At 51.0% G+C, this 24680-nt stretch carries 22 protein-coding genes; all 22 read left to right on the forward strand.

Annotated features, from left to right (window positions below):
• Positions 1–46 precede the first annotated feature (46 nt).
• Positions 47–385, forward strand: a complete 339-nt coding sequence (locus M0R35_04550) for a P-II family nitrogen regulator (GenBank protein MCK9594928.1) — start codon at positions 47–49, stop codon at positions 383–385.
• Complete coding sequence (locus tag M0R35_04555) at positions 386–562, forward strand: hypothetical protein (protein ID MCK9594929.1); 177 nt, start codon at positions 386–388, stop codon at positions 560–562.
• Between the two features lie 96 nt (positions 563–658).
• A complete protein-coding gene (locus tag M0R35_04560) occupies positions 659–997 on the forward strand; it encodes a P-II family nitrogen regulator (GenBank protein MCK9594930.1) in 339 nt (112 codons plus the stop codon).
• A gap of 90 nt (positions 998–1087) precedes the next feature.
• Positions 1088–2317, forward strand: coding sequence for an ammonium transporter (locus tag M0R35_04565; protein ID MCK9594931.1), 1230 nt, complete (start codon positions 1088–1090; stop codon positions 2315–2317).
• A 36-nt stretch (positions 2318–2353) separates the two neighbouring features.
• A complete protein-coding gene (locus M0R35_04570; protein MCK9594932.1) occupies positions 2354–2695 on the forward strand; it encodes a P-II family nitrogen regulator in 342 nt (113 codons plus the stop codon).
• Between the two features lie 138 nt (positions 2696–2833).
• Positions 2834–3142, forward strand: a complete 309-nt coding sequence (locus tag M0R35_04575) for a hypothetical protein (protein MCK9594933.1) — start codon at positions 2834–2836, stop codon at positions 3140–3142.
• 3 nt (positions 3143–3145) lie between these two features.
• Entirely contained in the window at positions 3146–4186 is a 1041-nt protein-coding gene (locus M0R35_04580) for a V-type ATPase subunit (GenBank protein MCK9594934.1), read from the forward strand.
• Positions 4183–6099 (forward strand): hypothetical protein, encoded by a 1917-nt coding sequence (locus tag M0R35_04585; GenBank protein MCK9594935.1) that lies wholly within the window; start codon positions 4183–4185, stop codon positions 6097–6099. Before M0R35_04580 ends, M0R35_04585 begins: the two co-directional genes overlap by 4 nt.
• 179 nt (positions 6100–6278) lie before the next feature.
• Entirely contained in the window at positions 6279–6605 is a 327-nt protein-coding gene (locus M0R35_04590; protein ID MCK9594936.1) for an ATP synthase subunit C, read from the forward strand.
• On the forward strand, positions 6605–6907 hold the full coding sequence (locus M0R35_04595) for a V-type ATP synthase subunit F (protein MCK9594937.1): 303 nt from the start codon (positions 6605–6607) through the stop codon (positions 6905–6907). Before M0R35_04590 ends, M0R35_04595 begins: the two co-directional genes overlap by 1 nt.
• 2 nt (positions 6908–6909) lie before the next feature.
• A complete protein-coding gene (locus tag M0R35_04600; protein ID MCK9594938.1) occupies positions 6910–7560 on the forward strand; it encodes a V-type ATP synthase subunit E in 651 nt (216 codons plus the stop codon).
• Positions 7553–9310: a V-type ATP synthase subunit A gene (locus M0R35_04605; protein MCK9594939.1), complete on the forward strand. Its 1758-nt coding sequence runs from the start codon at positions 7553–7555 to the stop codon at positions 9308–9310. The genes M0R35_04600 and M0R35_04605 overlap by 8 nt, the downstream gene beginning before the upstream one ends.
• 12 nt (positions 9311–9322) lie before the next feature.
• Positions 9323–10711 (forward strand): V-type ATP synthase subunit B, encoded by a 1389-nt coding sequence (locus tag M0R35_04610; GenBank protein MCK9594940.1) that lies wholly within the window; start codon positions 9323–9325, stop codon positions 10709–10711.
• Positions 10701–11321, forward strand: coding sequence for a V-type ATP synthase subunit D (locus tag M0R35_04615; protein MCK9594941.1), 621 nt, complete (start codon positions 10701–10703; stop codon positions 11319–11321). The genes M0R35_04610 and M0R35_04615 overlap by 11 nt, the downstream gene beginning before the upstream one ends.
• A gap of 1 nt (position 11322) precedes the next feature.
• Positions 11323–11802 carry a universal stress protein gene (locus M0R35_04620; GenBank protein MCK9594942.1) on the forward strand — a complete coding sequence of 160 codons (480 nt, stop codon included), beginning with the start codon at positions 11323–11325 and terminating at the stop codon, positions 11800–11802.
• A 1-nt stretch (position 11803) separates the two neighbouring features.
• Positions 11804–12259 (forward strand): PTS sugar transporter subunit IIA, encoded by a 456-nt coding sequence (locus M0R35_04625; GenBank protein ID MCK9594943.1) that lies wholly within the window; start codon positions 11804–11806, stop codon positions 12257–12259.
• 257 nt (positions 12260–12516) lie between these two features.
• Entirely contained in the window at positions 12517–14706 is a 2190-nt protein-coding gene (locus M0R35_04630) for a glutamine synthetase III (GenBank protein ID MCK9594944.1), read from the forward strand.
• An 88-nt stretch (positions 14707–14794) separates the two neighbouring features.
• Positions 14795–15175, forward strand: a complete 381-nt coding sequence (locus tag M0R35_04635) for a hypothetical protein (protein ID MCK9594945.1) — start codon at positions 14795–14797, stop codon at positions 15173–15175.
• The gene (gene gltB, locus M0R35_04640) at positions 15160–19728 is read left to right on the forward strand and encodes a glutamate synthase large subunit (protein MCK9594946.1); all 4569 of its coding nucleotides are present in this window, start codon (positions 15160–15162) and stop codon (positions 19726–19728) included. Before M0R35_04635 ends, gltB begins: the two co-directional genes overlap by 16 nt.
• A gap of 24 nt (positions 19729–19752) precedes the next feature.
• Positions 19753–21195, forward strand: coding sequence for a glutamate synthase subunit beta (locus M0R35_04645; protein ID MCK9594947.1), 1443 nt, complete (start codon positions 19753–19755; stop codon positions 21193–21195).
• A 15-nt stretch (positions 21196–21210) separates the two neighbouring features.
• Complete coding sequence (locus M0R35_04650; GenBank protein MCK9594948.1) at positions 21211–23781, forward strand: PEP/pyruvate-binding domain-containing protein; 2571 nt, start codon at positions 21211–21213, stop codon at positions 23779–23781.
• A gap of 121 nt (positions 23782–23902) precedes the next feature.
• Positions 23903–24680: class II glutamine amidotransferase (locus tag M0R35_04655; protein ID MCK9594949.1), on the forward strand; the 778-nt coding region annotated here is incomplete at its 3' end.

Genomic DNA, 24680 nt, shown 5'->3' on the forward strand with positions numbered 1-24680 from the left:
GCCGCATCCCGCGGAGAAACTCCGCGGGATGCCTCTGGAGGGAAAAATGAAAAAGATAGAAGCTGTGATCCGCGTGGAAAAACTGGATGATATGGTCGAGGCCCTGGAAAGGATCGGGTGCCCCGGGATGATGATCACCCGTATTGAAGGGCACGGCCGGCAGAAAGGACTGGTAGAGCAATTCAGGGGCAGAGAGTATAAAGTGAATTTCCTGCCAAAGATAAAGATCGAGGCCGTGGTCAAAGATGCCGATGTCGAGAAGGTCATTAAGACCATAACTGATAATGCCAGGACCGGCGAGATCGGTGACGGGAAGATATTTATTTATCCCGTTGATAATGCTGTGCGCATCCGCACCGGCGAGAAAGGCGAAGGCGCGATATAAATGCTGGATAAGGAATTGATCGATAAGCTCAGGGTTTTTAAACAGGAGAACGAGTATACATTATACGACATTTCCCGGAAGATCGATATACAGGTAACAACCCTGGAAAGATGGCTGAAGACCGGCCGGATAAACAAGCTGTACGCCAAGATCTTAAGAGAAAAATTGGGTATTTGAATTAGAACGCGCATAGATATTGTTACGGGCACCGGGATGCTTTTTTTTAGGCATCCCATAATCAATTGGTTAAACAATTGTAAGGGGAGGCAGGCTATGAAAAAGATCGAGGCGATAATCCGTTCGGAGAAAGTAGGGGCTGTGCGCAAGGCCTTGGAAGGGGTGCGCTGCAGCGGGGTTACCATAACCCAGGTGGACGGACACGGCAAGCAAAGGGGCACGGTGCAGAAACTGCAGGGGGAGGAATTTGCGGTCGGGATACTGCCTAAGACCAAGATTGAGATCATTGCCGATGACCGGGATGTGAGGCCGATAACCGCGGCTATCCTGGATGCGGCAAGGACCGGGCAGATCGGCGACGGCAAGATCTTTGTTTCAAATATAGTGGAAATAATCAGGATCAGGACAGGGGAAAAAGGCAAGAGAGCTTTATAGGGGAAAGGCCTCTCGCCTGCTAGAAGCGGGGCTTATGGCAGGCTCGAGGTCAAATTTATCCGCTTTAAGCGGAAAAATTTGAGAGGTGCGATGATGAATGCAGGCGATACGGCATGGGTGTTGATCTCATCGGCGCTGGTAATGTTAATGATTCCGGGGCTGGCATTTTTTTACGGCGGTATGGTCAGGAAAAAGAATGTCTTGAGCGTACTTATGCAATGCTTTTTTATACTTTGCCTGATAAGCGTGGAATGGGTGATCTGCGGTTACAGCCTTTCATTTGCCCCGGGTAAAGGGTTTTGGGGCGGGGTGGGATGGCTGGGGTTGAACGGAGTAGGACTGTCCCCTTACCCTGATTACGCGGCCACTATCCCGCATCAGGCATTTATGATATTCCAGGCGATGTTTGCGATCATTACTCCGGCATTGATTATCGGCGCGTTCGCCGAACGGATGAAATTTTCCGCATTCTTAAGCATTATCCTGATCTGGGCTTTATTTGTTTACAACCCGGTCTGCCACTGGATATGGGGAATCGGGGGGTGGTTAAGGGGTCTGGGCGCGCTGGATTTTGCCGGAGGCACTGTCGTGCATATCAATGCCGGTATAGCCGCTTTGGTCCTGGCATCGCTTATCGGGAAAAGGAAAAACCTGGATAAGAATATCCCCGCCCCGCATAATATGCCTTTTGTGGCATTAGGCACAGCGCTGTTATGGTTCGGCTGGTTCGGGTTTAACGCCGGAAGCGCTTTGGCTGCCAATGGCATTGCCGTGAACGCCTTCGTGGTAACTAATACAGCGGCTGCGGCAGCGGGCCTTAGCTGGGCTGTTATAGAGTGGTTACGCAACGGCAAACCTACGATCTTCGGGGTATGCTCGGGAGCGGTAGCAGGATTGGTGGCGGTCACGCCTGCCGCGGGTTTTGTCAGCGTGGTCCCGGCTATAATAATCGGTTTCCTGGCGAGCGTGTTTTGTTTCATCGCGGTAACCGTTATAAAGCCGAAGTTTGGTTATGATGATTCTCTGGATGCCTTCGGCGTTCATTGCGTCGGCGGTATATGGGGAGCTTTGGCAACCGGTTTATTCGCCTCAAAGGCGGTTAATCCCGCAGGCGCGGATGGATTATTTTTCGGCAACCCGCATCAGTTGCTTGTGCAGTTTTACGCGGTAGCGGTGACGTTGGCCTATTCAGGCGTTGCCATGTTCGTGATCTATAAAATAGTGGACGCGGTAATCAAGGTCAGAGTGAGTGAAAAAGCCGAAGGAATAGGCCTTGACCTGACTCAGCACCACGAGAAGGCATATACGGTATTGGAATAATAATTTTACTTTAGACAAAGAAAGCGAGGTTAAATAATGAAATTGATCATAGCGATAATTCAGCCGGACAAACTGGAAGAAGTCAAGGAAGAGCTTTATAAGTCCGAGGTGAACCTGATCACGGTAAGCGAGGTGTTGGGCCACGGCCGGCAAAAAGGCATAGCCGAGGTTTATCGGGGCGCTAAAGAAACCGGGAATCTCCTTAAAAAGATCAGGATGGAGATCGCGGTGAACGATAATTATGTTGAACCTACAATAAAGGCGATCATTGGCGGGGCTAAGACCGGGGAAACCGGCGATGGCAAGATCTTTATCCTTGATCTTAAGGAGTGTATCCGCGTGCGCACCGAAGAGCGCGGTTCTATAGCTATAGGATAAATAATAGGGGTGGTTTGCAGGGAAACTTTCGCTTTGTTTTGAGAACCGCCCCTATATTTCTCTGGACACTGGTTTGGCATGGATATATAATAATTGAATATTATATGCACAATTACAGGAGAAGCCGGAGAAAAGGCCATGAAAGAGATCGTGGACAGGATACTGCAGGAAGAAGAGCTTGCCCGTAAGAGGATAGAGAAGGCGGATAGCGAGGGCAAATCAATGATCGCGCAGGCCGCGGATGAATCCCGTAAGGTCATCAAAGATGCCATCAGCCAGGCGGATATTTCCGCCAAGGGGAGAAAGGAAGAGGCATACAAGGTTTTCATCGCTGAAAAAGAGAAGGCCTTGGGGCAGACCCGTGAACAGATCTCCGGCAAGATAGAAGCCAGAAGCAAAGATATTCCCGCTATAGCCGAAAGGCTGTTCCGGCGGATCGTCGGATAATTTATGCGCCAACTCGCCAAATATTCTTTTGTCAACGCCAAGGTCAGGGCAATGCTTTCTTATCTGATCCAGCCGGAAGCATTCGCGGCTTTGGCCGAGGCTAAGGATATTTATGAGGTAATTGAAGGCCTGAAAAAGACCGTTTATAAGGGCGTTATAGCGGGCCTGCAGGCGGATAACGTCGACCCGGAGAAACTCGAACGCGAGTTCCTGAAATATGACCTGGGGCTTTACGCCAAGGTGCAGTCGTCGCTGTCTTCCGGCTTGGAAAAAGAATTCGTTTCTTTGATGCGCCAGCGTTATGAATTGGAAGAGATCAAGGTAGCTTTAAGGATCTGGCATAATAAACTCCCCCTGGATATCAAGGATTATCTTATAGCGCCTAAGATCAGTTTTGACATAGATTTCCCGAAGATAACCGGCTCCGAGAGCATCGAGGAAGTGATCCTGTTGCTTGACCATACGCCTTATAAGGCCGCTCTGCTGAAAGCAAAGGACGCCTACAAGGAAAAAAGATCTGTATTCTACCTTGAGGCCGGGCTGGACGTGGATTATTATCAAAGGCTCTTTGATTGCATCGAAGGATTCTCGACCGTTGACAAGAACGTGGCCCATAAGGTCCTGGGCGTGGCGGTAGATATAGAGAACATCAACAGCCTGATCCGTTTCCGGAAGTATTATTCGCTTTCGATCGGCCAGATGCTCGACTGGATCGTTCCCGGAGGCGCCTGGGTGAATAAGGACACGGTGAGGAAGTCCTATACCACGGACGGCCTGACCAAGGTGGTGGAAAGCATCGCCCTGGGGCCTTATGCCGGGATCAAGGGTATGGTTGAGGCGAACATTGTTTTTATCGAGAATTTCCTTTATGAGATCCTCTTGCGCGAGGTCAGAAAAGCCCTGTCCGGGTTTCCTTTCACCATCGGCACGATATTGGGTTATTTGATCCTGAAGCACCGGGAGACCAGGAATATCATTTCTTTGCTTAATGCCAAGTCATATGGCTGGAATAAACAGGAGATCGCCGGGGTGTTGAACATATGATAACCAGATCTTCAATGGAGTTGTTGAGCTTTATTGTCCTTAAAGATCAGGCTGAAGGCGTGGCTGACCGCCTTATCAAAATGGGTATCTTTCATCCGGTCGATATAAGGAGTATTGAAAGCAGGCTAAACGGGCTTTCTATTTTTCAGATCGATAAGGAAAGCCAGGATTTGGAAAAAATGAAGGTCCGGGTTACAACCCTGTCCAGGAAATTGCTCCTGGATCAGAGGTTTGCCACTGCCGGTGATTTCACGGACTTTTCCTATGCCGGCTGCAGCCAGCTCCTTGATAAGATAGATAACCAGGTATCTCCGGTCCTGGCGAATAAAGCGGAGGTTGAGCAGGCCCTGGAAACCAACCAGTCCATACTCGGCCAGTTGAAAGATTACCGTAATTTCCCGGTAAAGAGCAAATCGGTTCACACGTTCCTGGAGATTTCCACCGGCAGGATCCAGGAGAAGAACCTTGTGGTCCTGGAACGCAGTCTAAAAGATATCCCGCACGTGATCTACCCTTTCCAGAAAGAAGGGGTTAATGTCTTGACCTTGGTCATTGCTTTAAGGAGGGACCGGGCTTCGCTGGAGCAGGTATTGCGGGATGTCTCCTGGCAGGAGATAGAATATACCAGGGAATCGGCGTATCTTTCGCGGCAGGCGCAGGATGACCTTGGCCGCAAGGCCGAGGAATACCGCAGGGGCATAAAAGAGGCGCAGGAGAAGATAACTGCCCTGGCCCGGACATATCAGCAGGAGCTGTCCCGGGTCAATTCGTTCGTTACGCTGAAGAATTCTATTCTGGAAGCCAGAAAATATTCTTGTTCCACGGATAAGACCATTTTGTTTTCCGGCTGGATCCCCGGCCAGGACAAGGAAAAAGTGGTCAGCGCGATAAAGTGCATCGCGGATGTCTCTTACGTGGAGACGAAAAAGCCCGAACAGACAGGGGTGGATAAAGAAGATATCCCTGTCCGGCTGGCGCATAATTCGCTGGTCAGGCCTTTTGAGCTGTTGATCGAGGCTTACGGCCTGCCTCGTTACGGGACTATCGATCCCACTATATTCGTGGCGATAAGCTTCCTGCTTATGTTCGGCGGGATGTTCGGCGACCTGGGGCATGGTTTGCTGCTGGTTTTAGCGGGTTTATTCCTGGCCCGCAGCAAAAAAGATAAGATCCGCCAGGCCGGGGCGTTGATCAGGTACTGCGGAATAAGCTCGGCGTTATTCGGGTTCCTCTATGGAAGCGTCTTTGGTTTTGATTTCCCTTCTGTGTGGATGAAGCCTATGGATAACCTGGCGGGGATATTCAGGTTGAGCATTATGCTGGGAGTGGCAATGATCAGCCTGGGCATAATTATAAACGTGGTCAATTCGCTCCGGGACAAGGATTATCTAAAAGCGCTTTTTGACAAGGCCGGGCTTATCGGAGGCATCGTATATTGGTCGGCGATAGCGTTGTTCAGCAAAATGTTCCTTGCCAAGGCCCGGATCCCGGCGGTTTATTCGTTTTTGATCTTTGGCGGGCTTACGGCATTATTCCTTTATCCTTTGGTAGAGTTCTTTGTTAAGAAGAAGAAAGAAGGCATCTTTGAATCCTTTATGGAAAGTATGGTCAATATCCTGGAGATAATTATGGGATACCTGGCCAACACGGTTTCGTTCATCCGTGTCGGCGCGTTCGCTTTAGCCCATGCCGGGCTTTTTGTGGCGATATTCCAGCTCTCCAAGATCGTCCGGAACTCCGGCGGAGACCTGGGCGCCTGGATAGTGGTAATTTTAGGTAATCTTCTGGTTATCTGCCTGGAGGGATTGGTGGTGAGTATCCAGTCTTTAAGGCTGAATTATTACGAGTTCTTTTCAAAGTTTTTCTTAAGCGGCAAATACGTTTATAAGCCGTTGACGAATGACGCGGCTTAATAAAAACAACTTTTAAATTATCCCTGCGCCTATACGCGGCGGTGATTTCTGCGAAATCATCTTGCAGGCTACGGGATTAATTCGCGGACGGCCTTGGTGTAAATCCCAAGGCCTATGATTTACGTCGTAAAGAGCGTAGTTGAACGCTCCGTAAATCATCCGCTCATTAAGGAGGTCACATGAAGGCTGGAAAGGTCAAGGTTCTTTTGTTGGTATTGCTGTTATTGGTTGTCACTTTCTTTGCGGCTGATTGCGTGTTTGCGGCTGAAGGCGCGGTTACAGGCGATCCGTCGGTGGCCAGGTGGGCGTTCTTATCGGCAGCTATTGCCGCGGGGTTAGGTTCGATCGGCGCGGGATTGGCTGTCGCTTATGTAGGCGCCGCGGCTGTGGGCGCGATGAGCGAAAAACCGGAAGTCGCGGGCAAGGCCCTTATCTACGTTGGCCTCGCCGAAGGTATTGCCATTTACGGTTTGATCATCGCCATAATGATATTAGGCAAGATATAATGACTTTTTTCTGCATCGCGGATAAGGAAAGTTCGCTGGGCTTTAAACTGGCCGGCGTGCAGACCAGGCAGGTAAGCACCAGGTTGGATACCCTTGAGGCTCTCAGCGTTGCCCGGGCGACCAGGGATGTCGGGATCATCCTGATCACCGAAAAGGCGGCGTCTTTTGTCAAGGAAGAGATAGCCCAGCATATTACCCATGATCCCATACCTTTGGTGTTGGAGATCCCATCCCGCGGCGAGATCAAACCCCATAAGAGCGCCGGGGAATTGCTAAAAGAGCTGGTGGGGATCGGCGTATAACTATGGATAAAAAAATCCTGGATCAGGTTAATGGCGAGAACGCGGATATGATCTGCGCCAAGATCAGGCAGGACACCGAGAACGAGGTTAAGGGCCTGCTGGACAGGGCTTCTCGGGAGAAGGACGGCATGATCAAAAAGGCTGAAGCCGAGGCGCAGAAAAAGGCGAATGATATACGCAGGGAAGCGGATAAGGATATCGATAAGTCCAGGGAAAGGATAAATTCCACCTTGAACCTGGAAAAGAAGCGCCTGCTCCTGGAAGGTAAGAACAGGTTCGTCCAGTCTGTCTTCGGATCTGTGGCTGGGCTGGCGGAGAAGTTCCGGGAGCAGCCGGCGTATGCCGATTATCTGCAAAAATGGATCATTGAAGGGATAAGGGTGATCGAAAGCGATAAGGTGGATCTTTTTTATTCTTTCCGCGACGAGAATATCGTCAGCGACGTTTTTATCAGAAAGATAGAGAATATATGCAAAGATACGTTAAAGCAGAACGTGAGCATTAAGCCCTGTAAAGGCGATTTTACCGATATCGGCGTGATCGTTAATTCCCGGGACGCAAGGGTGATGTTCGACAACCGGTTTTCGGCAAGGTTGTCCCGGTCCTATGATCAAGTTTACATGGAATTATTAAAAGAGGTGTCCTTTGGCTAAGGTTGCGGGAAAGGTATTCAGGGTAAACGGCCCGGTCGTCGAGATCGAAGAGGTGTCCTTTTTAAGGATGCTGGATATGGTCGAGGTCGGCGAGCAGCATTTGATCGGGGAGGTAGTCAGGCTTAAAGAAGACCGCGCCTATCTTCAGGTCTATGAAGATACTACATCCATAAAAGCCGGAGATTTTGTTTACACGGAGGGTTATCCTCTTTACGTGGAGCTCGGCCCGGGTTTGATCGGAACGATCTACGACGGCATTCAAAGGCCGCTGGAGTTGATAAAAGAAAAACAAGGGGTTTATATAAGCCGCGGGGTGCACGTGACTCCGCTGGATAAACAGAGAAAATGGCAGTTTTTCCCCGCAGCTAAGGCCGGAGATACACTTAAAGGCGGGCAGCTTCTCGGCCTGGTGCAGGAAACGCTTTTGATCAAACATAAGATAATGGTTCCTCCTGATACAGGGGGGCAGGTAAAATGGATAGCCCCGGAAGGCGAATATTGCCTGGAGGATAAGATAGCTGTTATTGTTGACGCCGGGGTTGAAAAAGATATTTCCATGCTTCAGCGCTGGCCGGTAAGAAAACCCCGGCCGTACAAAGAAAGACTGCCTATTTCCGAACCATTGATCACCGGGCAGAGGGTTATTGATACTTTATTTCCCATTGGAAAGGGCGGATGTGTGGCAGTGCCCGGAGGGTTCGGGACAGGCAAGACCGTTATCCAGCACCAGCTGGCTAAATGGAGCGACGCCAATATAGTGATCTATGTCGGCTGCGGCGAACGGGGCAATGAAATGACCGACGTGCTTCTGCATTTTCCCAAGCTGATCGACCCGCGCACTCAAAGGCCGCTTCTGGAACGGACGATTTTCATCGCCAACACCTCGAACATGCCTGTGGCCGCCCGCGAGGCCTCAATATATACCGGGATCACCCTGGCGGAGTATTACAGGGATATGGGATATAACGTGGCGCTTATGGCGGATTCCACTTCCCGCTGGGCCGAGGCCTTAAGGGAACTTTCCGGCCGGTTGGAAGAGATGCCTCTGGAAGAGGGGTTCCCGGCATACCTGCCTTCGCGCCTCGCGGAATTCTACGAGCGCGCCGGAAAGATAAAGACTGCCGAGGATAAAGAAGGGTCCATTACCATTATAGCCGCGGTTTCCCCTCCGGGAGGGGATTTTTCAGAACCGGTAACTTCGCACACCAAAAGGTTCATCCGTTGTTTCTGGGCCCTGGACCGCGACCTGGCCAACGCAAGGCATTATCCGTCGATCAGCTGGATCGACAGTTATTCCGAATATCTCGACGACGTCAAGGATTGGTGGCATGCCAACATAGATAAAGAATGGCTTTCTTTAAGATACACGATCATGGATCTGCTCCAGAGAGAGCAGCGTTTGCAGCAGGTGGTAAAGCTGGTCGGCCCGGATGTGCTGCCGCAGGCCCAGAGGCTGGTTCTGGAAGTCTGTTTTGTCTTCCGCAATGCCTTCCTGCAGCAGGTATCTTATGACGCGGTTGACACCTTTTCGTCCGCCAGGAAACAGTTCCTGATGCTAAACGCGATACTGCATTTTTACCGCAAGTCCGAAGAGCTGATCAAAAAGGGGATCAATGTCCAGGAATTGAGGCAGGTCCCGGTGTACGAAGAGCTGCTGCGGATGAAGCAGAAATATACGGAGAACGAACTGGATAAGTTCGCGCAGCTAAAGGCGAATATCGACGAGTCCCTCGGAGAACTCGATTTCTAAAAAGGCGCATATATGAACGAACATAGCTTAAGGGAATACAAGGGATTGGATGAGGTGGTCGGCCCTATTTTCATCATCCGTAATATCCATAACGTCGGTTATAACGAGATGGTGGAGGTTGTGGATAAGGATGGAAAACACCGGCTGGGGGTGACCCTGGAAGTCGGCAAGGGCTACGCCGTGGTCCAGGTGCTGGGTGGGACCAGCGGGATATCTTTGTCAAACTGCAGGGTAAGGTTCAAGGAAGAGCCGCTTAAGGTCGGAGTTTCCGAAGAACTGTTAGGCCGGGTTTTTGACGGCCTGGGAAACCCTCTGGACGGCATGCCCAAACCGCTATATGAACATGCCCTGGATGTCAACGGCATGGCGATAAACCCCACTGCCCGCGAGTATCCGAATAATATCATTGAAACAGGGATCTCTTCGATCGATGTAATGAATACGCTGGTCCGCGGGCAGAAACTGCCGATATTCTCCGGCAGCGGCCTGCCGCACGACCTTATCGCCACCCAGATCGCCCGTCAGGCCAGGGTCAAGGATGAGGATTTCTGCGTAGTCTTCGCGGCTATGGGCGTAAAATACGATACCGCCCGTTTCTTTATCAAGAGTTTTGAGGAGTCAGGCGTTTTGGACCGGGTGGCTATATTTCTGAGCCTGGCGGACAGCCCTTCGATCGCCCGCCTATTGACCCCCAAGTTTGCCCTGACCTGCGCTGAATTCCTGGCCTTTGAAAAGAATAAGCATGTCCTGGTGATCATGACCGATATGTCTAATTACTGCGAGGCGTTAAGGGAATTGTCCACGATCCGAGGTGAGATCCCGGCGAGAAAAGGATACCCGGGTTATCTTTACAGCGATCTGGCCGGCCTTTATGAACGCGCAGGAATGATCAAGGGCTCCAGCGGCTCGATAACCCAGCTTCCTATATTGACCATGCCCAATGACGATATAACCCATCCGATTCCCGATCTTACCGGTTATATTACAGAGGGCCAGATCGTCCTGGAAAGGGAGCTGCACAGCCGGGGGATCTATCCGCCGGTCGCCGGGCTTCCTTCATTATCCCGATTGATGAAAGATAATATAGGCAATGGGCTTACCCGCGATGACCATCCTTCGCTGGCTTCTCAGCTTTTCGCTTTTTACGCGCACGTCAAAGACATCCGCGCACTGGCCTCGATCATCGGGGAAGAAGAGCTTACCCCGCTGGACCATCAATATATGAAGTTCGGCGATGAATTCGAAAAAAGGTTCCTTTCGCAGGGGTATTTTGAGCGGCGCACCCTCGAAGACGGCCTTGACCTGGGCTGGGATGTCCTTTCCCTTTTGCCTGAGGAAGAACTGGTGCGCATCAAGTCCGAGGACGTGAAGAACCACTATAAAAAGAGAAATGAAAGTTGATCTGGCGGCTACCAAGACTAATCTTTTAAAGACCAAGAAATCCCTTGCCCTCACCGAGGAAGGCTTTGACCTGCTGGATGAGAAAAGAAGGATATTGATGTCGGAGCTTACCGCCGTCATCGACAGCGTTGACCAGCGCCAGAAGGACGTGAATAACGCGTTAAAACAGGCGTACGATCTCCTGGATAAAGTGGTGGTCGGTACCGGCATGACGCGCTTGGAGGAGTTGAGCCTGGCTATCGACGTAAAGACCTCCCTGGATATCTCTCAGCGCAGGATCATGGGGGTGAGCGTTCCGGTGATCGAGCTTTATGTTAAGGATAATCCGCCGTATTACAGTTCTTATGACGTGAATATCTACGTGGATGAGGCGATCCAGAGGTTCAAATCTGTGCTGAAATTGCTGGCATTACTGGCGGAAAAAAAGATCACCTTGCTGCGTTTGGCTGAAGAGGCGCGCAAGACTATCCGCAAGGTCAATGCCCTGGAGAAAATATATCTTCCTTATTACCGCCAGACGCTCAAATCCATATCCGATCGTTTAGACGAGGAATCCCGGGAGGCGTTTTCAATGCTTAAACTTATTAAAAAAGAAAAGATGAGGCAATGATATGGCGATAACCAATATAGTTGTTTCCGTGGCAGGCGGGCCGGGTTCGGTTATGACCGCAAAATACGCGATAGCTCTGGCCAAGGTGCTTAATGCGGGATTAACCGCTATTTACGTGGTAGATGAGAAAGTCCTGCATGAGCTTTTGAAAAGCAGGATATTTGTGGAGGTGGAGGCCAGGGTATATGAACGCGACCTGGAGCAGCAGGGGAATGTGTTCCTGGAGAGGGTCAAGAAGATGTCGGAAACTAAATCGGTAAAATGCGAGGGTATCCTGTTAAAAGGGATGATCAGCGATGAAGTGACCAATAAGGCCAAGGAGTTGAACGCGGACATACTGGTTATGGGTGATATAAAGGAACCGGCTTCAAGGACTGATGTATATTATGATGAAGGCGAGAGGATCTTGCGCAAGGCCGGTTGTTCGGTTATAGTCGTGAAGGACCCGTCAGCCGTGGAAAGTTTTTATAAGGAGATATGAAATGAAATTGACCGAGTATTTAAGCAGCGATTCATGCATTATGGACCTTAAGTCTTCGACAAAAGAAGGCGCTATCCGCGAACTGGCCTCTGTCCTGGCGGCTACCGGAAAGGTGAATGACAATGAGGATTTCATCAAGCATATTATGGAGCGGGAAAAGTTGGGTTCTACCGGAATAGGCAACCGTATCGCCATACCTCATACGCCGACTAAATCCGTAGAAGGAATGGTTATGGCTTTCGGCCGTTCCCGGGGCGGTATCGATTTCCAATCATTGGACGGGCAGGAGGTCAATCTGGTTTTTCTGATGGGGACAAATCCGGATAACCTGAACGTTTACCTGAAGCTTTTAGCCACCCTTTCCAAACTGTTGAACGACCGGCTTTTTCGGGAGGAATTTATGTCCGCATCCAGCGCGGATCAGATAATCGGGCTATTCCGTAAATACGAAAAATAAGCGAAAAAAAACGGTTACCAAAAGGCCCCGGGCCTTACTTGTATTAGCAGAAGATGCAGTGAGCAAGTTATAGGCACATTGTAGTGCAAAATTAATCACGCAAGATTTGAACAGAGGTGTTCATTTTGGTCATTTTTGACCTTTATGGGCACCTTTTTTTATTGGGCCATGGTTTACAGAACCGTAATCTGCGGGGGAACGGCGTAAGTCATACGCGCGAATTATTGAGCACAGAACAAATCTAAACGGAGGGATAAATGGGAATTCGTAAAGAAGTGTTGTTAAGGATCAAGCCGGTAAAATTGGATAACGCGTCTTCTAAGAAAGTATCCGAATATTTCGGGGAGAACACTTTTAGCGTAAGTGTAATGGAAAAGGCCATTTCCCAAGAAACCTTCGGCGCGTTCAACCGCTGGATCTCTGAGGGCAAGGTCATAACCAAGGAACAGGCTAACGAAATCGCCGGGGCAATGATGAATTGGGCGATTGCCAAGGGCGCCAGTTACTATACCCATTGGTTCCAGCCGATGACCGGCCTTACTGCGGAAAAACATGATAGTTTCATATCCATTGCCGGACCCGGGAAGGTCATTGAGAAATTCTCCGGTTCGAAATTGATCCAGGGTGAACCCGACGCCTCCAGTTTTCCTTCCGGCGGGGTCCGTTCCACTTTTGAGGCCCGCGGTTATACCGCCTGGGACCCTTCAAGCCCGGCGTTCATAGCCGAAAGCAAATTAGGCAAGACTCTGTGTATCCCGACGATCTTTATTTCATATCACGGAGAGGCACTGGATAAAAAGCTTCCGCTTCTGCGATCCGATGAGGCCTTGAACCGCGCCGCGCTCAACCTGCTGCGGCTTTTCGGCCACAAAGGCGCCAAAAAAGTGTTCTCTACCTGCGGCCCGGAGCAGGAGTATTTCCTGATCGACAAAAATTATTATAATCTGCGCCCGGATTTGATCATGACCGGCCGCACCCTGATCGGCGCAGCTTCCCCCAAAGGCCAGCAGATGGAAGACCAGTATTTCGGGTCGATCAAGGAAAGAGTGCTTAATTTTATGTTCGAGGTCGCGCAGGAGGCGTATAAGCTGGGCATACCCCTGATGACCCGGCATAACGAAGTTGCTCCGCATCAGTATGAATTCGCCCCGATATTTGAGGAGTCGAACCTCGCCGCCGACCATAATCAGCTGGTTATGGAACTCTTGAAGAAAGTAGCCATCCGCCACGATATGGTCTGTTTATTGCATGAGAAGCCGTTCGCCGGGATCAACGGAAGCGGAAAACACCTTAACTGGTCTTTGGCCGATAATAACGGCAACAACCTTTTAAACCCCGGAGAAACCCCGGAAGCCAACTTGCAGTTTTTGGCTGTTCTGGTTGCGGTCCTGCGGGCCGTTCACAAGCATTCCGATCTTCTGCGTGCCAGCGTCGCACATTCAGGTAATGAACACCGTTTGGGGGCCAATGAAGCTCCTCCGGCGATCATCAGCGTATTCCTGGGCGAACAATTGACCGCTATACTCGATCAACTGGAGAAAGGGGTGAAGGCGTCAGCCTCCAAGGCGGACGTGATCAACCTGGGCGTGGGAAAGCTCCCGCAATTCAACAAAGATACCACTGACCGCAACCGCACTTCGCCTTTTGCTTTTACCGGCAACAAGTTCGAGTTCCGGGCAGTAGGCTCTTCGCAGAACATTTCCACTCCGATCATGGTGGTAAACACGATCATCGCCGAATCCCTTGATTACGTCGCGGAAAAGATCAAGGACGCTTCCAAGTCCCGGGATTTCAACGCCGCGGTCCTTTCGGTAGTATCGGAGGTTGCCAAAGAAACCAAGGATATCCGTTTTGAAGGCAATAACTATTCCGAAGAATGGCTTAAAGAGGCTACGAAAAGGAAGCTTCCCAATATAGCCTCTACCGCTGAAGCGCTGAAAGCGCTGATCAAGAAAGAGAACATCGCGCTGTTCGAGAAATATAAGGTCCTTTCCAAGGAAGAAGTGGTTTCCCGCTACCATATCTGGATGGAGATGTATTGCAAACTGATCGAGATCGAGGTCAATGCCCTTAACGAACTGGTTAATTCCAGCGTGGTGCCTCCGGCCCTGGAATACGAGGAGATGCTGGCGGATAATCTGACCAAGCTGGTGGCGTTGAAAAAACAGACCGGGCTTAAGCTGGATACCCGGGCTTTCAATGACCATAAGTCCCACCTGTCGGATGTTGTGGCGATGATCTATTATGTCCGCCACAATACCGGGGAAATGATCGAGATGCTGCATAAATCCGAGAGCCTGGCCGCGGAGAAAAAAGCCGAGTTTTTCTTTGATAAGATCAAGCCGTATATGGAGCATATCCGCAGGCACGTGGACGCCCTGGAACGCGTGGTTTCGGACGACAACTGGGTATTGCCGAAATACAGGGAGATGCTTTTTATAAAATAAGATAACTTGATGTCCTCATGGCCTTCTGGCCATGAGGATATTTTTCAGTACCATATGCTTAAAACTTAAGCATAAACCGGTTAAAAAAATGATCAGGCTATTCATTACCGATAATGAAACGAAGATAAAGGAGATCATCGCCGAGATGCTGAATAAACTGGGCAATACCAATATCTATATCCGCAAACAAGGCGAGATTATGGAGGTTATGGAAAAGGAAGATATCCGCGGGTTGGTTTCTATTGAGGATAAGATCATCGAGCTGGAAAGGTCGTTGTACGACGAAAAGAAAGGCCTGTTGTATAAGGCTATTCTGGAAGCAGTGGAAAAGCCTTTGATCGAATCGGTCCTGGAACGGACTGAAGGCAATCAGATGAAAGCGGCCAGGATCCTGGGGATCAACCGCAATACCATCAGGGTGAAGATAAGGAAATTAGGCATTCTCGCCGATAAATGGAAGGTAGCATAATGAACAGCGCCGGATTACCAGAAGAACAGGGGCTTTATGACCCGAGGTTCGAGCACGATGCCTGCGGGGTGGGGTTCATCTGCCACGTAAAAGGGAAGAAATCCCATGATATCGTCAGCCAGGGGCTGGAGGTATTACGCAGGCTTTCCCATCGCGGGGCTACCGGAGCTGACCCCCAGACCGGGGACGGGGCCGGCATACTTATCCAGATGCCCCATGATTTCCTGTTCGAGGAATGCGTAAAACTGAGGATCGACCTGCCGCAGCCGGGCCAGTATGCCACAGGCCTGGTTTTTCTGCCGAAGAACAGCAGGGAGCGGGCTTTATGCAAAGAGACCATCGCCGCTATAGTCAAGAAAGAAGGTCAGCGTCTTTTGGGATGGCGGCAGGTGCCGGTGGATGACGCCCAAATCGGCAGGACAGCGAAACTTACCCAGCCGGTTATCGAGCAGGTATTTATCGGCAAAGGCGAAGAGCCGGTTATTCTCGGAGACGAGAACCTGATTAAAGATAGCCTTTATTTCGAGCGCAAGCTTTACGTGATCCGCAAACAGGCGGAGAGCCGGATCCGCGAGGCAGGCCTGGAACAAGGATCGTTCTTTTATATCACCGGGCTTTCCAGCAGGGTTTTTTCTTATAAAGGCCTGCTTATGCCCGAGCAATTGGAAAATTATTTCCCGGACCTTAAAAACGAGGTCTTAAGAAGCGCAATCTGCCTGGTGCATTCGCGTTATTCGACGAACACATTCCCTGCCTGGGACCTGGCCCAGCCTTTCCGCTATCTGGCGCATAACGGGGAAATAAACACCCTGCGCGGCAATCTTAACTGGATGAAGGCCCGCGAAGGCCAGCTGAAGTCGCGGTTATTCGGCAAGGATATAAAAAAGATAAAGCCGGTCATCGCTGCCGGAGGCAGCGATTCCTCGAACCTGGATAATATCTTTGAGCTGCTGGTTTTAAGCGGAAGGCCTCTGGCGCAGGCAATGATGATGCTTATCCCTTCGGCCTGGGAGCAATCCAAGGCAATGGGGGATAAATTAAGGAGCTTCTACAAATACCACGGCTGCCTTATGGAACCCTGGGATGGGCCGGCTGCCATCGCCTTTACCGACGGCACACGCGTTGGAGCGATCCTCGACCGCAACGGTTTGCGTCCCTGCAGGTATTTGATCACTAAAGACGAGCGGGTTATTATGGCCTCGGAAGTAGGCGTCCTGGACATCAAGCCTGAAGACATACTTTCTTCGGGAAGGCTTGAGCCGGGCAAGATCTTCTTTGTGAATACCGAGTTGGGCAGGATCATTGAAGACCGCGAACTTAAGGAAATAATCTCTTCTAAACAGCCTTATCAGGCCTGGGTGCAGGATAATATGCGCAGCCTGGACGATCTGCCTGAATCCAAAACCGGCCGTAAAGAATGGGTTGAGCTGTTCAGCAGGTTAAAGGCCTTCGGCTATACCCGCGAGGATATCAAGACGATCATCAAGCCGATGATGGAAAACGCAGCCGAGCCTGTGGGATCAATGGGCAATGATACCCCGCACGCGGTATTGTCCCGGAAACCCCAGCTTCTTTACAGCTATTTCAAACAGCTTTTTGCCCAGGTGACCAATCCGGCTATTGATCCGATCCGCGAAGAGCTGGTTATGTCCTTGCATACTTATCTCGGGCCGGAGAAGAATATCCTGGAAGAATCCCCCAGGCACTGCCACAAGCTATTCGTAAAACAGCCGGTGTTGAGCAACGAGGAGCTGGAAAAGATCCGCAGCATAGAACTTAATTCTTTCAAAACCAGGACTATCTCTCTGTTATTTGAGGCTGATCATCCCAGGGATTTTTCAAAGAGCCTGGACAGGATCTGCCGCCAGTCTGAATCAGCGATAAAACAGGGTTATACCTTTATTATATTAACCGACAGGGGAGTGGATAAGAAACACGCGGCTTTGCCGGCGCTGTTGGCTTGCTCGACTGTGCATCATTTCCTGGTGGAAAAAACCCTGCGCACCCAGATCGGGATCATTATCGAGAGCGCCGAGCCAAGAGAGGTGCATCATTTTGCCCTGCTTTTCGGATTCGGCGCGGATTGCGTTAATCCTTACCTGGCCTATGAAGTGGTGGAGAATATCGTCAAAGAAGAGGGCATCCGGGGCGATGTCCATGATTACCTGCATAACTATGTAAAGGCGATCAACAAAGGCATTCTGAAGATCCTCTCCAAGATGGGTATTTCCACTTTGCAATGCTACCGCGGAGCCCAGATCTTCGAGGCTTTGGGATTGGATAAGAGCGTGATCGAACGCAGTTTCCGGGGGACTGTGTCCCGGATCGGCGGAGCTGATCTGGATATTATCGCGAAAGAAACACTGCTGCGCCACAAACAGGCTTTCAACCATAGAGGAGCTGATGAGCGTAATCTGGCTGCCGGCGGATTATACCAGTGGAAAAAAGACGGCGAGTTCCATCTTTGGAATCCCGACAGCATTGCCGCGTTACAGGACGCTGTGCGCAGCAATGACCAGAATAAGTATGATTCTTTCGCGGCTTTGATCAATAACCAGTCGGTTAATCCGGCCACCCTGCGAAGCCTGTTCAAACTCGGAAAAACAGGCAAAGGTATCGACATAAAAGAAGTGGAACCGGTGGAAAGCATTGTCCGCAGGTTTGCCGTGGGCGCGATGAGTTTCGGCTCGATCAGCGGACAGACGCACCGGACAATAGCTTTAGCCATGAACAGGCTGGGCGGAAGGTCGAATACCGGAGAAGGCGGGGAAGACCCTGCCAGATTTATTCCTTTACCCAATGGCGACAGTTTCCGCAGCGCGGTCAAGCAGGTGGCTTCCGGCAGGTTCGGAGTTACCACGAATTATTTGATCAATGCAGATGAGTTGCAGATCAAGATCTCCCAGGGCGCAAAACCCGGAGAGGGCGGCCAACTTCCGGGGCATAAGGTCAGCGAGATCATTGCCAAGACCAGGTATACCACTCCCGGGGTTACTCTTATATCCCCGCCCCCGCACCACGATATTTATTCCATTGAAGACCTGGCGCAATTGATCTTCGACCTTAAGAACGTCAATCCCAGAGCCAGGATCAGCGTAAAGCTGGTTTCCGAGATCGGGGTTGGGACTGTCGCCGCCGGCGTAGCTAAAGGCCACGCGGATATGATTCTGGTTTCCGGAGGCGACGGCGGCACAGGGGCATCTCCGTGGAGCTCGATCAAGCACGCCGGGCTTCCCTGGGAATTGGGGCTTTCCGAGACGCATCAGACCCTGGTCCTTAACGATCTGCGCAGCAGGGTAAGGCTGCAGACAGACGGGCAGATGCGCACCGGCCGGGACGTGGCCATAGCCGCGCTTTTAGGCGCGGAGGAATACGGGTTTGCCTCGGCAGTGCTGGTGACCCTGGGCTGCGTGATGTTACGGCACTGCAACCTGAATAATTGTTCTCTGGGCGTGGCTACCCAGGATGAACTCCTGGAAAAGCATTTTGCCGGAAAGCCCGAATACATCATGAACTATTTCCGGTTTGTGGCCCAGGAATTACGCCAGATCATGGCTGAATTAGGCCTGCGCAAGGTCGATGAGATGATCGGCCGGACCGATCTTCTGGAAGAGGACAAAACCATCCTTCCCTGGAAGGCCGCTAAACTGGACCTTTCCCGGGTGCTCTACAGGCCGCAGGTCCCCAAAGAAACGCAAAGGTTGAATACGATATCGCAGGACCACGGGATCTCCTCTGTCCTGGACCTGGAGCTGATCAGGATGTCCAGGGCCGCGTTCAAAAATAAACAGCCGGTGAAGATCGAGCTGGATATAAAGAATTCCCGCAGGTCTGTAGGCGCGATGTTGAGCGGAGAGGTCTGCAGGCATTTCGGTGAAGAGGGATTGCCGGATAATACGATCAGCTGCAAGTTCAAGGGCTGCGCCGGACAGAGCTTTGGTGCGTTCTTGGCCAACGGAGTGACTTTCGAGCTGCAGGGCATGGCCAACGACTACGTCGGCAAAGGCATATCCGGCGGCAAGGTGATCATTTATCCGGACAATGAGGTGACCTTCAGCGCGCAGGAAAATATGATCATCGGCAATACCGCTTTTTACGGGGCTATTGCCGGAGAGGCGTATATCCGCGGCAAGGCAGGCGAGCGTTTCGCTATCCGCAATTCCGGGCTGTGTGCTGTGGTGGAAGGCCTGGGCGACCACGGCTGCGAATACATGACCGGCGGAAGGGTGCTGGTCCTGGGCCGGACAGGAAGGAATTTCGCCGCCGGGATGTCCGGAGGCATCGCCTATGTTTACGACCGCGAGGGCAGGTTCAAGGACAGGTGCAATTACGATATGGCCGGCCTGGAAAAACTCAACCAGGAGGATATCCATACCATAAAGAAGCTTTTGAACAGCCACTATCAATATACGCAGAGCCCGCTGGCCAAGAGGCTGTTGGATAATTTCAGCTCTGAGACCGGGGATTTCCTCAAGGTCATGCCTTTTGAATACAAGAGGATATTGGAAGCGCGTAAATCGGCAAAGAACAATGATCCGCAAGAGATCGACTGATAAATAATACCACGGAGCGGTTATATGGGCGACCCAAAAGGTTTTCTGAAAGTTAAAAGAGAGGCATCGCAGTATCGTCCTGTATGCGAAAGGATAAAGGATTACGGCCACGTGGCCAGCCTGCGGGCGGATAAAAAATCCGCCGAACAGGCATCACGCTGCATGGATTGCGGCACGCCGTTTTGCCATTCAGCCTGTCCTGCGGGAAATTATATCCCGGAATGGAACGACCTTGTTTTCCGCAACCAGTGGAAAAAGGCCCTGGACCTGCTTTCCGCGTCGAATAACCTGCCGGAGATCACCGGCAGGGTCTGCCCGGCCTTGTGCGAGTATTCCTGCGTCCTGGGGATAAACAACGAGCCGGTGACAGTCCGGGAGAACGAACTGGGTATCGTGGAATATGGGTTCAAGCACGGTTTGATCAAGGCTTGCCCTCCGGCAAAACGCACCGGCAAGAAAACGGCGGTTATCGGTTCCGGTCCGTCAGGCATGGCCTGCGCCGACCAGTTGAACCGCGCCGGGCACAGCGTTACTTTGTTTGAACGCGACGCCAGGATCGGCGGGATACTGCGTTACGGCATCCCGGATTTTAAACTGGAAAAGAACATCCTTGACCGCCGGATAAAGATCTGGGAAGAAGAGGGGATAGAATTCCGGCCCGGTGTTAATGTGGGAACGGATTATTCCTGCGCCAGGCTTTTGGAAAAATTCGACGCAGTGGCGCTTTGCGGTGGAAGCCGCGTTCCCCGCGACCTGAAGATAGAAGGCCGGGATCTAAAAGGGGTTTATTTTGCCATGGATTATCTGATGCAATCCAACCGCCGGGTTTCCGGTGAGAAAATTACCGGACAGGAATTGATCGACGCCAAGGGTAAAAGCGTAGTGGTTATCGGCGGAGGGGATACCGGATCGGATTGCGTGGGCACTGCCAACAGGCAGGGGGCTTCCTGCGTGATCCAGATCGAGGTCATGCCTCAGCCGCCGGAATGCCGCACAGCGAATATGCCCTGGCCGGTTTATCCGATGATCCTGAAAACGACCTCCAGCCATGAAGAAGGCGGAGAAAGGCACTGGTCTGTTCTGACCAAAAGGTTCGTCGGTAAAAACGGATGGGTCAAGTTTTTGGAATGCGTGAAAGTTGTTTTTGAGAAAGATCCCAAAGGCTGCCGGCAGATGAAAGAGGTCCCGGGTTCGGAATTCACTATTCAAGCTGATCTGGTGGTCATTGCCGCGGGTTTCCTGCATCCCGAGCATAACGGGCTTTTAGAGCAGTTAAAAGTGGAATTTGACCAAAGGGGCAATGTTAAGGCAGGAGCGGACCATAAAACTTCGGTGGATAAGGTCTTCTCAGCCGGGGATATGCGCAGGGGCCAGTCTTTGGTGGTCTGGGCGGTCTCCGAGGGACGCAGATGCGCCAGGGCAATGGACGAATATTTAATGGGCGAGAGTTTCCTGCCCGCGGTATAAAAAAGAGCGAGCGATATGGAAAGCACCGGGCTTAAAGGATTAGACAAGGTGATAAACGGCTTGCGGCTGGGCGACAATGTCGTCTGGCAGATCGACGCAGTGGCCGATTACGAGGAATTTGTCCGTCCTTTTATCGCCAGGGCCAGGCAAGATAAGAAAAAAATAGTCTATATACGTTTTGTCAATCATAAACCACTTTTGGATCCAACAGAGGACGTGGCTGTATTCAAGCTGGACGCTTACGCCGGGTTTGAATCCTTCTCTACGCAGTTGAACAATATCATTACTGAACAGGGCGAAGGCGTGTTTTACCTCTTTGACTGCCTTTCGGACCTGCTCTCCGCCTGGTCCAACGACCTGATGATCGGGAATTTCTTCAAGATAACCTGTCCGTATCTTTACGAACTGAACACTATCGCCTATTTTTCCATTCTGCGCAACCGGCATTCATTCAAGACCGTCGCCCGTATCCGCGAGACCACCCAGCTTTTGATCGACCTTTACCATTACCAGGGCAATTATTATCTGCATCCCTTGAAGGTCTGGAACCGATATTCGCCGACAATGTTCCTGCCTCATGTCCAAAACAAGGATAATTTTATTCCCATTGCCAACAGCGTGGATACAGCCAAACTTTTTTCAAATATATTCAAAAAAGGCTTAAAGAGCACCAAACGCAACCTGGATTACTGGGACCGGCTTTTTCTGAAGGCCGAGGAGCTCTCCGGCAGGTCCGGCGAACAACCGGAAAAAGAAAAGATGGTGGAACAGTTATGCCGGATAATGATCGCCCGCGAGGAAAAGACATTTGAACTGTCCAGGAAGAATCTCACCCTGGAAGACCTGTTGAACATCAAATCCCGGATGATCGGCACCGGCTTCATCGGCGGCAAGTCCGTGGGCATGCTGGTAGCCAGGAGCATTCTTTCCTGGGATAAGTCTTTATCCGAGGAAAAACTCTTTGAGCCGCACGATTCCTTTTATGTGGGTTCGGATGTCTTTTACACATATATCGTGGAAAACAGCTGGTGGAAGCTGCGCATGGAGCAAAGGACAGAGGATGGATATTTCAAGGCCGCCGAGCTGTTAAAAGAGAAGATGCTGGGCGGAACTTTCCCGGAAGAGATCAAAGAGCAGTTCCAGCAGATGATCGAGTATTTCGGCCAGTCGCCGATCATTGTGCGCTCCTCCAGTTTATTGGAGGACGGTTTCGGTAATATCTTCGCCGGAAAATACGAAAGCATATTCCTGGTCAACCAGGGCACCCCGGAAGCCAGGTATGCCAAATTTGTCGAAGCTGTGCGCAGGATCTACGCCTCGACTATGAACAAGGACGCCTTGGTTTACCGCAAGCAAAGGGGACTGGACCGGATGGATGAGCAGATGGCCTTGCTGGTGCAACGGGTTTCCGGGGCGTATCACAAGGATTATTTCTTCCCGGATATGGCCGGCGTGGGTATCTCTTATAACACATTTGTCTGGAAGAACGAATTAGACCCCAAAGCCGGGATGTTAAGGCTGGTGGTCGGCCTGGGTACCCGGGCGGTAAACCGGGTGGAAGGCGATTATCCGCGCATCGCTTCTTTGGACGAGCCGCTGCTTAAACCTTACGCGGATATGAAAGCTGCCCAGGCCTTTTCACAGCATAACCTGGACCTGCTGAACATAAAGAAGAATGAATTCCAGACCATAAGCATAAGGGAATTGCTCAAGGAAGACCCGAAGTTCGATCTGGAGATGCCCGGGACAAGGGATTATGAGACTACCGAGAAGATGCGCCAGCTGGGGATCGAGGAAGATGCCTGGTTGATCACCTTTGACAAGCTTTTCTCCGGGACCCCCTTTAAAACGGTAATGCATAAGATATTAAAAACGCTGGAAGCGCATTACGGCTATCCGGTGGATATAGAATTCACCGTGAATTTCCAAAAAGGCGGCGCGTTCAAGATCAATCTCCTGCAATGCCGGCCGATCCAGGCTATGGGCTTGGGGAAGAAGGCGCTGTTCCCCAAGAGGATCGCGCGGGATAAGACGATATTTTTTTCAAAAGGTAATTTTTTGGGGGGTAACATTTCGCAGAATATCCGCAGGGTCATTCTGATCGATCCGGCGAATTACAGCAGGCTGGAGCTGTCCGCGAAATACGACATTGCCAGGGCGATAGGCGAGCTCAACCGTCAGATCAAAGACAAGGCCCAGACGCCGGTAATGCTTTTAGGCCCTGGCAGATGGGGGACAACTACCCCGTCTATGGGCGTGCCGGTGAGTTTTTCCGAAATAAATAATATGGCAGTATTGGGGGAGATCGCCTTTGCCACGGCCAACTGCGTGCCCGAGCTTTCTTTCGGGACGCATTTTTTCCAGGACCTTATCGAGACCAGGATATTTTACCTGGCGCTCTTCCCGGAAGAGAAGGGCACCTTCTTTAACGCCGGGCTGATCAAGGCCTGGCCGAATTCGTTCGTTAGATCAGCCCCGGAGTATTCCAAGTACCAGAGCGTGATCAAGGTTTATGAGGCTAAAGATAAAGGCATACGCCTGATGGCGGATATTTTAACCCAGAAGATACTCTGCACTCAGTCTTAAAAAGGTTGACATATGGCAAAAAAGGTATATACTAACTTAAACAATGGCGTTTCAGGCCGGATTGTCGGCACTAAACGCCTTTTTTGTTTTATTTTAGCCTGGAAAGGAAAAGGTAATAAATATGTGCGGTATTTTCGGGATTTATCCACATAAAGAAGCGGCAAAGATCACTTATTTGGGGCTTTACGCCCTGCAGCACCGCGGCGAAGAGTCAGCCGGTATTGTTTCCTGCAACGGTAAGAAGCCGCATATCCATAAGGCCTTAGGCCTGGTCAGCGATGTGTTTGATGAGAAAATAATCTCCGGTTTGAAAGGCGACCTGGCTGTAGGGCATGTGCGTTATTCGACCACTGGAAGCACGACCTTGAAGAACGCCCAGCCGTTTTATGTCAGGTCCAAGGCCGGGCACATCGCTATAGCGCACAACGGCAACCTTACCAATGCCTTTAGCCTGCGCCGCATTTTGGAGAATAAGGGCGCCTTATTCCAGACCACTATGGATTCCGAGGTCATCGCGCACCTGATCGCCCACAGCCACGAAACAGATTATAAACAGACGGTCATCTGGTCGCTTAGCCAGTTGGAAGGCGCGTATTCTTTGGTTTTGATGCTGGATAAGGTTTTGATCGGGGCCCGCGATCCTTTAGGATTCCGTCCGTTGTGCCTGGGTAAACTGGACGGGGCTTATGTCCTGGCCAGCGAAACCTGCGCCTTTGACCTGGTCGGCGCGCAATATGTCCGGGATATCCAGCCCGGCGAGATCGTTTTTATATGCGGGGATAAGATCGAGTCTGTTAAACTTTCTCTGCTCAAGAAATGCGCCTGCTGCATATTCGAGTATATTTATTTCAGCCGGCCGGATAGCAATATCTTTGAGCGCAGCGTGTACCAGGCCAGGA

The sequence above is a fragment of the Candidatus Omnitrophota bacterium genome (assembly GCA_023227985.1).
In the GTDB taxonomy this organism is placed as follows: Bacteria; Omnitrophota; Gorgyraeia; order Gygaellales; family Profunditerraquicolaceae; genus JALOCB01.

What these genes read in the sequence shown, in the direction of transcription:
- M0R35_04610 (MCK9594940.1), top strand. Translation starts at nt 9,323, where the DNA reads ATGAACGAACATAGCTTAAGGGAATACAAGGGATTGGATGAGGTGGTC.
- M0R35_04630 (MCK9594944.1), top strand. Translation starts at nt 12,517, where the DNA reads ATGGGAATTCGTAAAGAAGTGTTGTTAAGGATCAAGCCGGTAAAATTG.
- M0R35_04570 (MCK9594932.1), top strand. Translation starts at nt 2,354, where the DNA reads ATGAAATTGATCATAGCGATAATTCAGCCGGACAAACTGGAAGAAGTC.
- M0R35_04575 (MCK9594933.1), top strand. Translation starts at nt 2,834, where the DNA reads ATGAAAGAGATCGTGGACAGGATACTGCAGGAAGAAGAGCTTGCCCGT.
- M0R35_04550 (MCK9594928.1), top strand. Translation starts at nt 47, where the DNA reads ATGAAAAAGATAGAAGCTGTGATCCGCGTGGAAAAACTGGATGATATG.
- M0R35_04600 (MCK9594938.1), top strand. Translation starts at nt 6,910, where the DNA reads ATGGATAAAAAAATCCTGGATCAGGTTAATGGCGAGAACGCGGATATG.
- M0R35_04650 (MCK9594948.1), top strand. Translation starts at nt 21,211, where the DNA reads ATGGAAAGCACCGGGCTTAAAGGATTAGACAAGGTGATAAACGGCTTG.
- M0R35_04590 (MCK9594936.1), top strand. Translation starts at nt 6,279, where the DNA reads ATGAAGGCTGGAAAGGTCAAGGTTCTTTTGTTGGTATTGCTGTTATTG.
- M0R35_04595 (MCK9594937.1), top strand. Translation starts at nt 6,605, where the DNA reads ATGACTTTTTTCTGCATCGCGGATAAGGAAAGTTCGCTGGGCTTTAAA.
- M0R35_04625 (MCK9594943.1), top strand. Translation starts at nt 11,804, where the DNA reads ATGAAATTGACCGAGTATTTAAGCAGCGATTCATGCATTATGGACCTT.
- M0R35_04565 (MCK9594931.1), top strand. Translation starts at nt 1,088, where the DNA reads ATGATGAATGCAGGCGATACGGCATGGGTGTTGATCTCATCGGCGCTG.
- gltB (MCK9594946.1), top strand. Translation starts at nt 15,160, where the DNA reads ATGGAAGGTAGCATAATGAACAGCGCCGGATTACCAGAAGAACAGGGG.
- M0R35_04620 (MCK9594942.1), top strand. Translation starts at nt 11,323, where the DNA reads ATGGCGATAACCAATATAGTTGTTTCCGTGGCAGGCGGGCCGGGTTCG.
- M0R35_04580 (MCK9594934.1), top strand. Translation starts at nt 3,146, where the DNA reads ATGCGCCAACTCGCCAAATATTCTTTTGTCAACGCCAAGGTCAGGGCA.
- M0R35_04560 (MCK9594930.1), top strand. Translation starts at nt 659, where the DNA reads ATGAAAAAGATCGAGGCGATAATCCGTTCGGAGAAAGTAGGGGCTGTG.
- M0R35_04645 (MCK9594947.1), top strand. Translation starts at nt 19,753, where the DNA reads ATGGGCGACCCAAAAGGTTTTCTGAAAGTTAAAAGAGAGGCATCGCAG.
- M0R35_04585 (MCK9594935.1), top strand. Translation starts at nt 4,183, where the DNA reads ATGATAACCAGATCTTCAATGGAGTTGTTGAGCTTTATTGTCCTTAAA.
- M0R35_04615 (MCK9594941.1), top strand. Translation starts at nt 10,701, where the DNA reads ATGAAAGTTGATCTGGCGGCTACCAAGACTAATCTTTTAAAGACCAAG.
- M0R35_04635 (MCK9594945.1), top strand. Translation starts at nt 14,795, where the DNA reads ATGATCAGGCTATTCATTACCGATAATGAAACGAAGATAAAGGAGATC.
- M0R35_04555 (MCK9594929.1), top strand. Translation starts at nt 386, where the DNA reads ATGCTGGATAAGGAATTGATCGATAAGCTCAGGGTTTTTAAACAGGAG.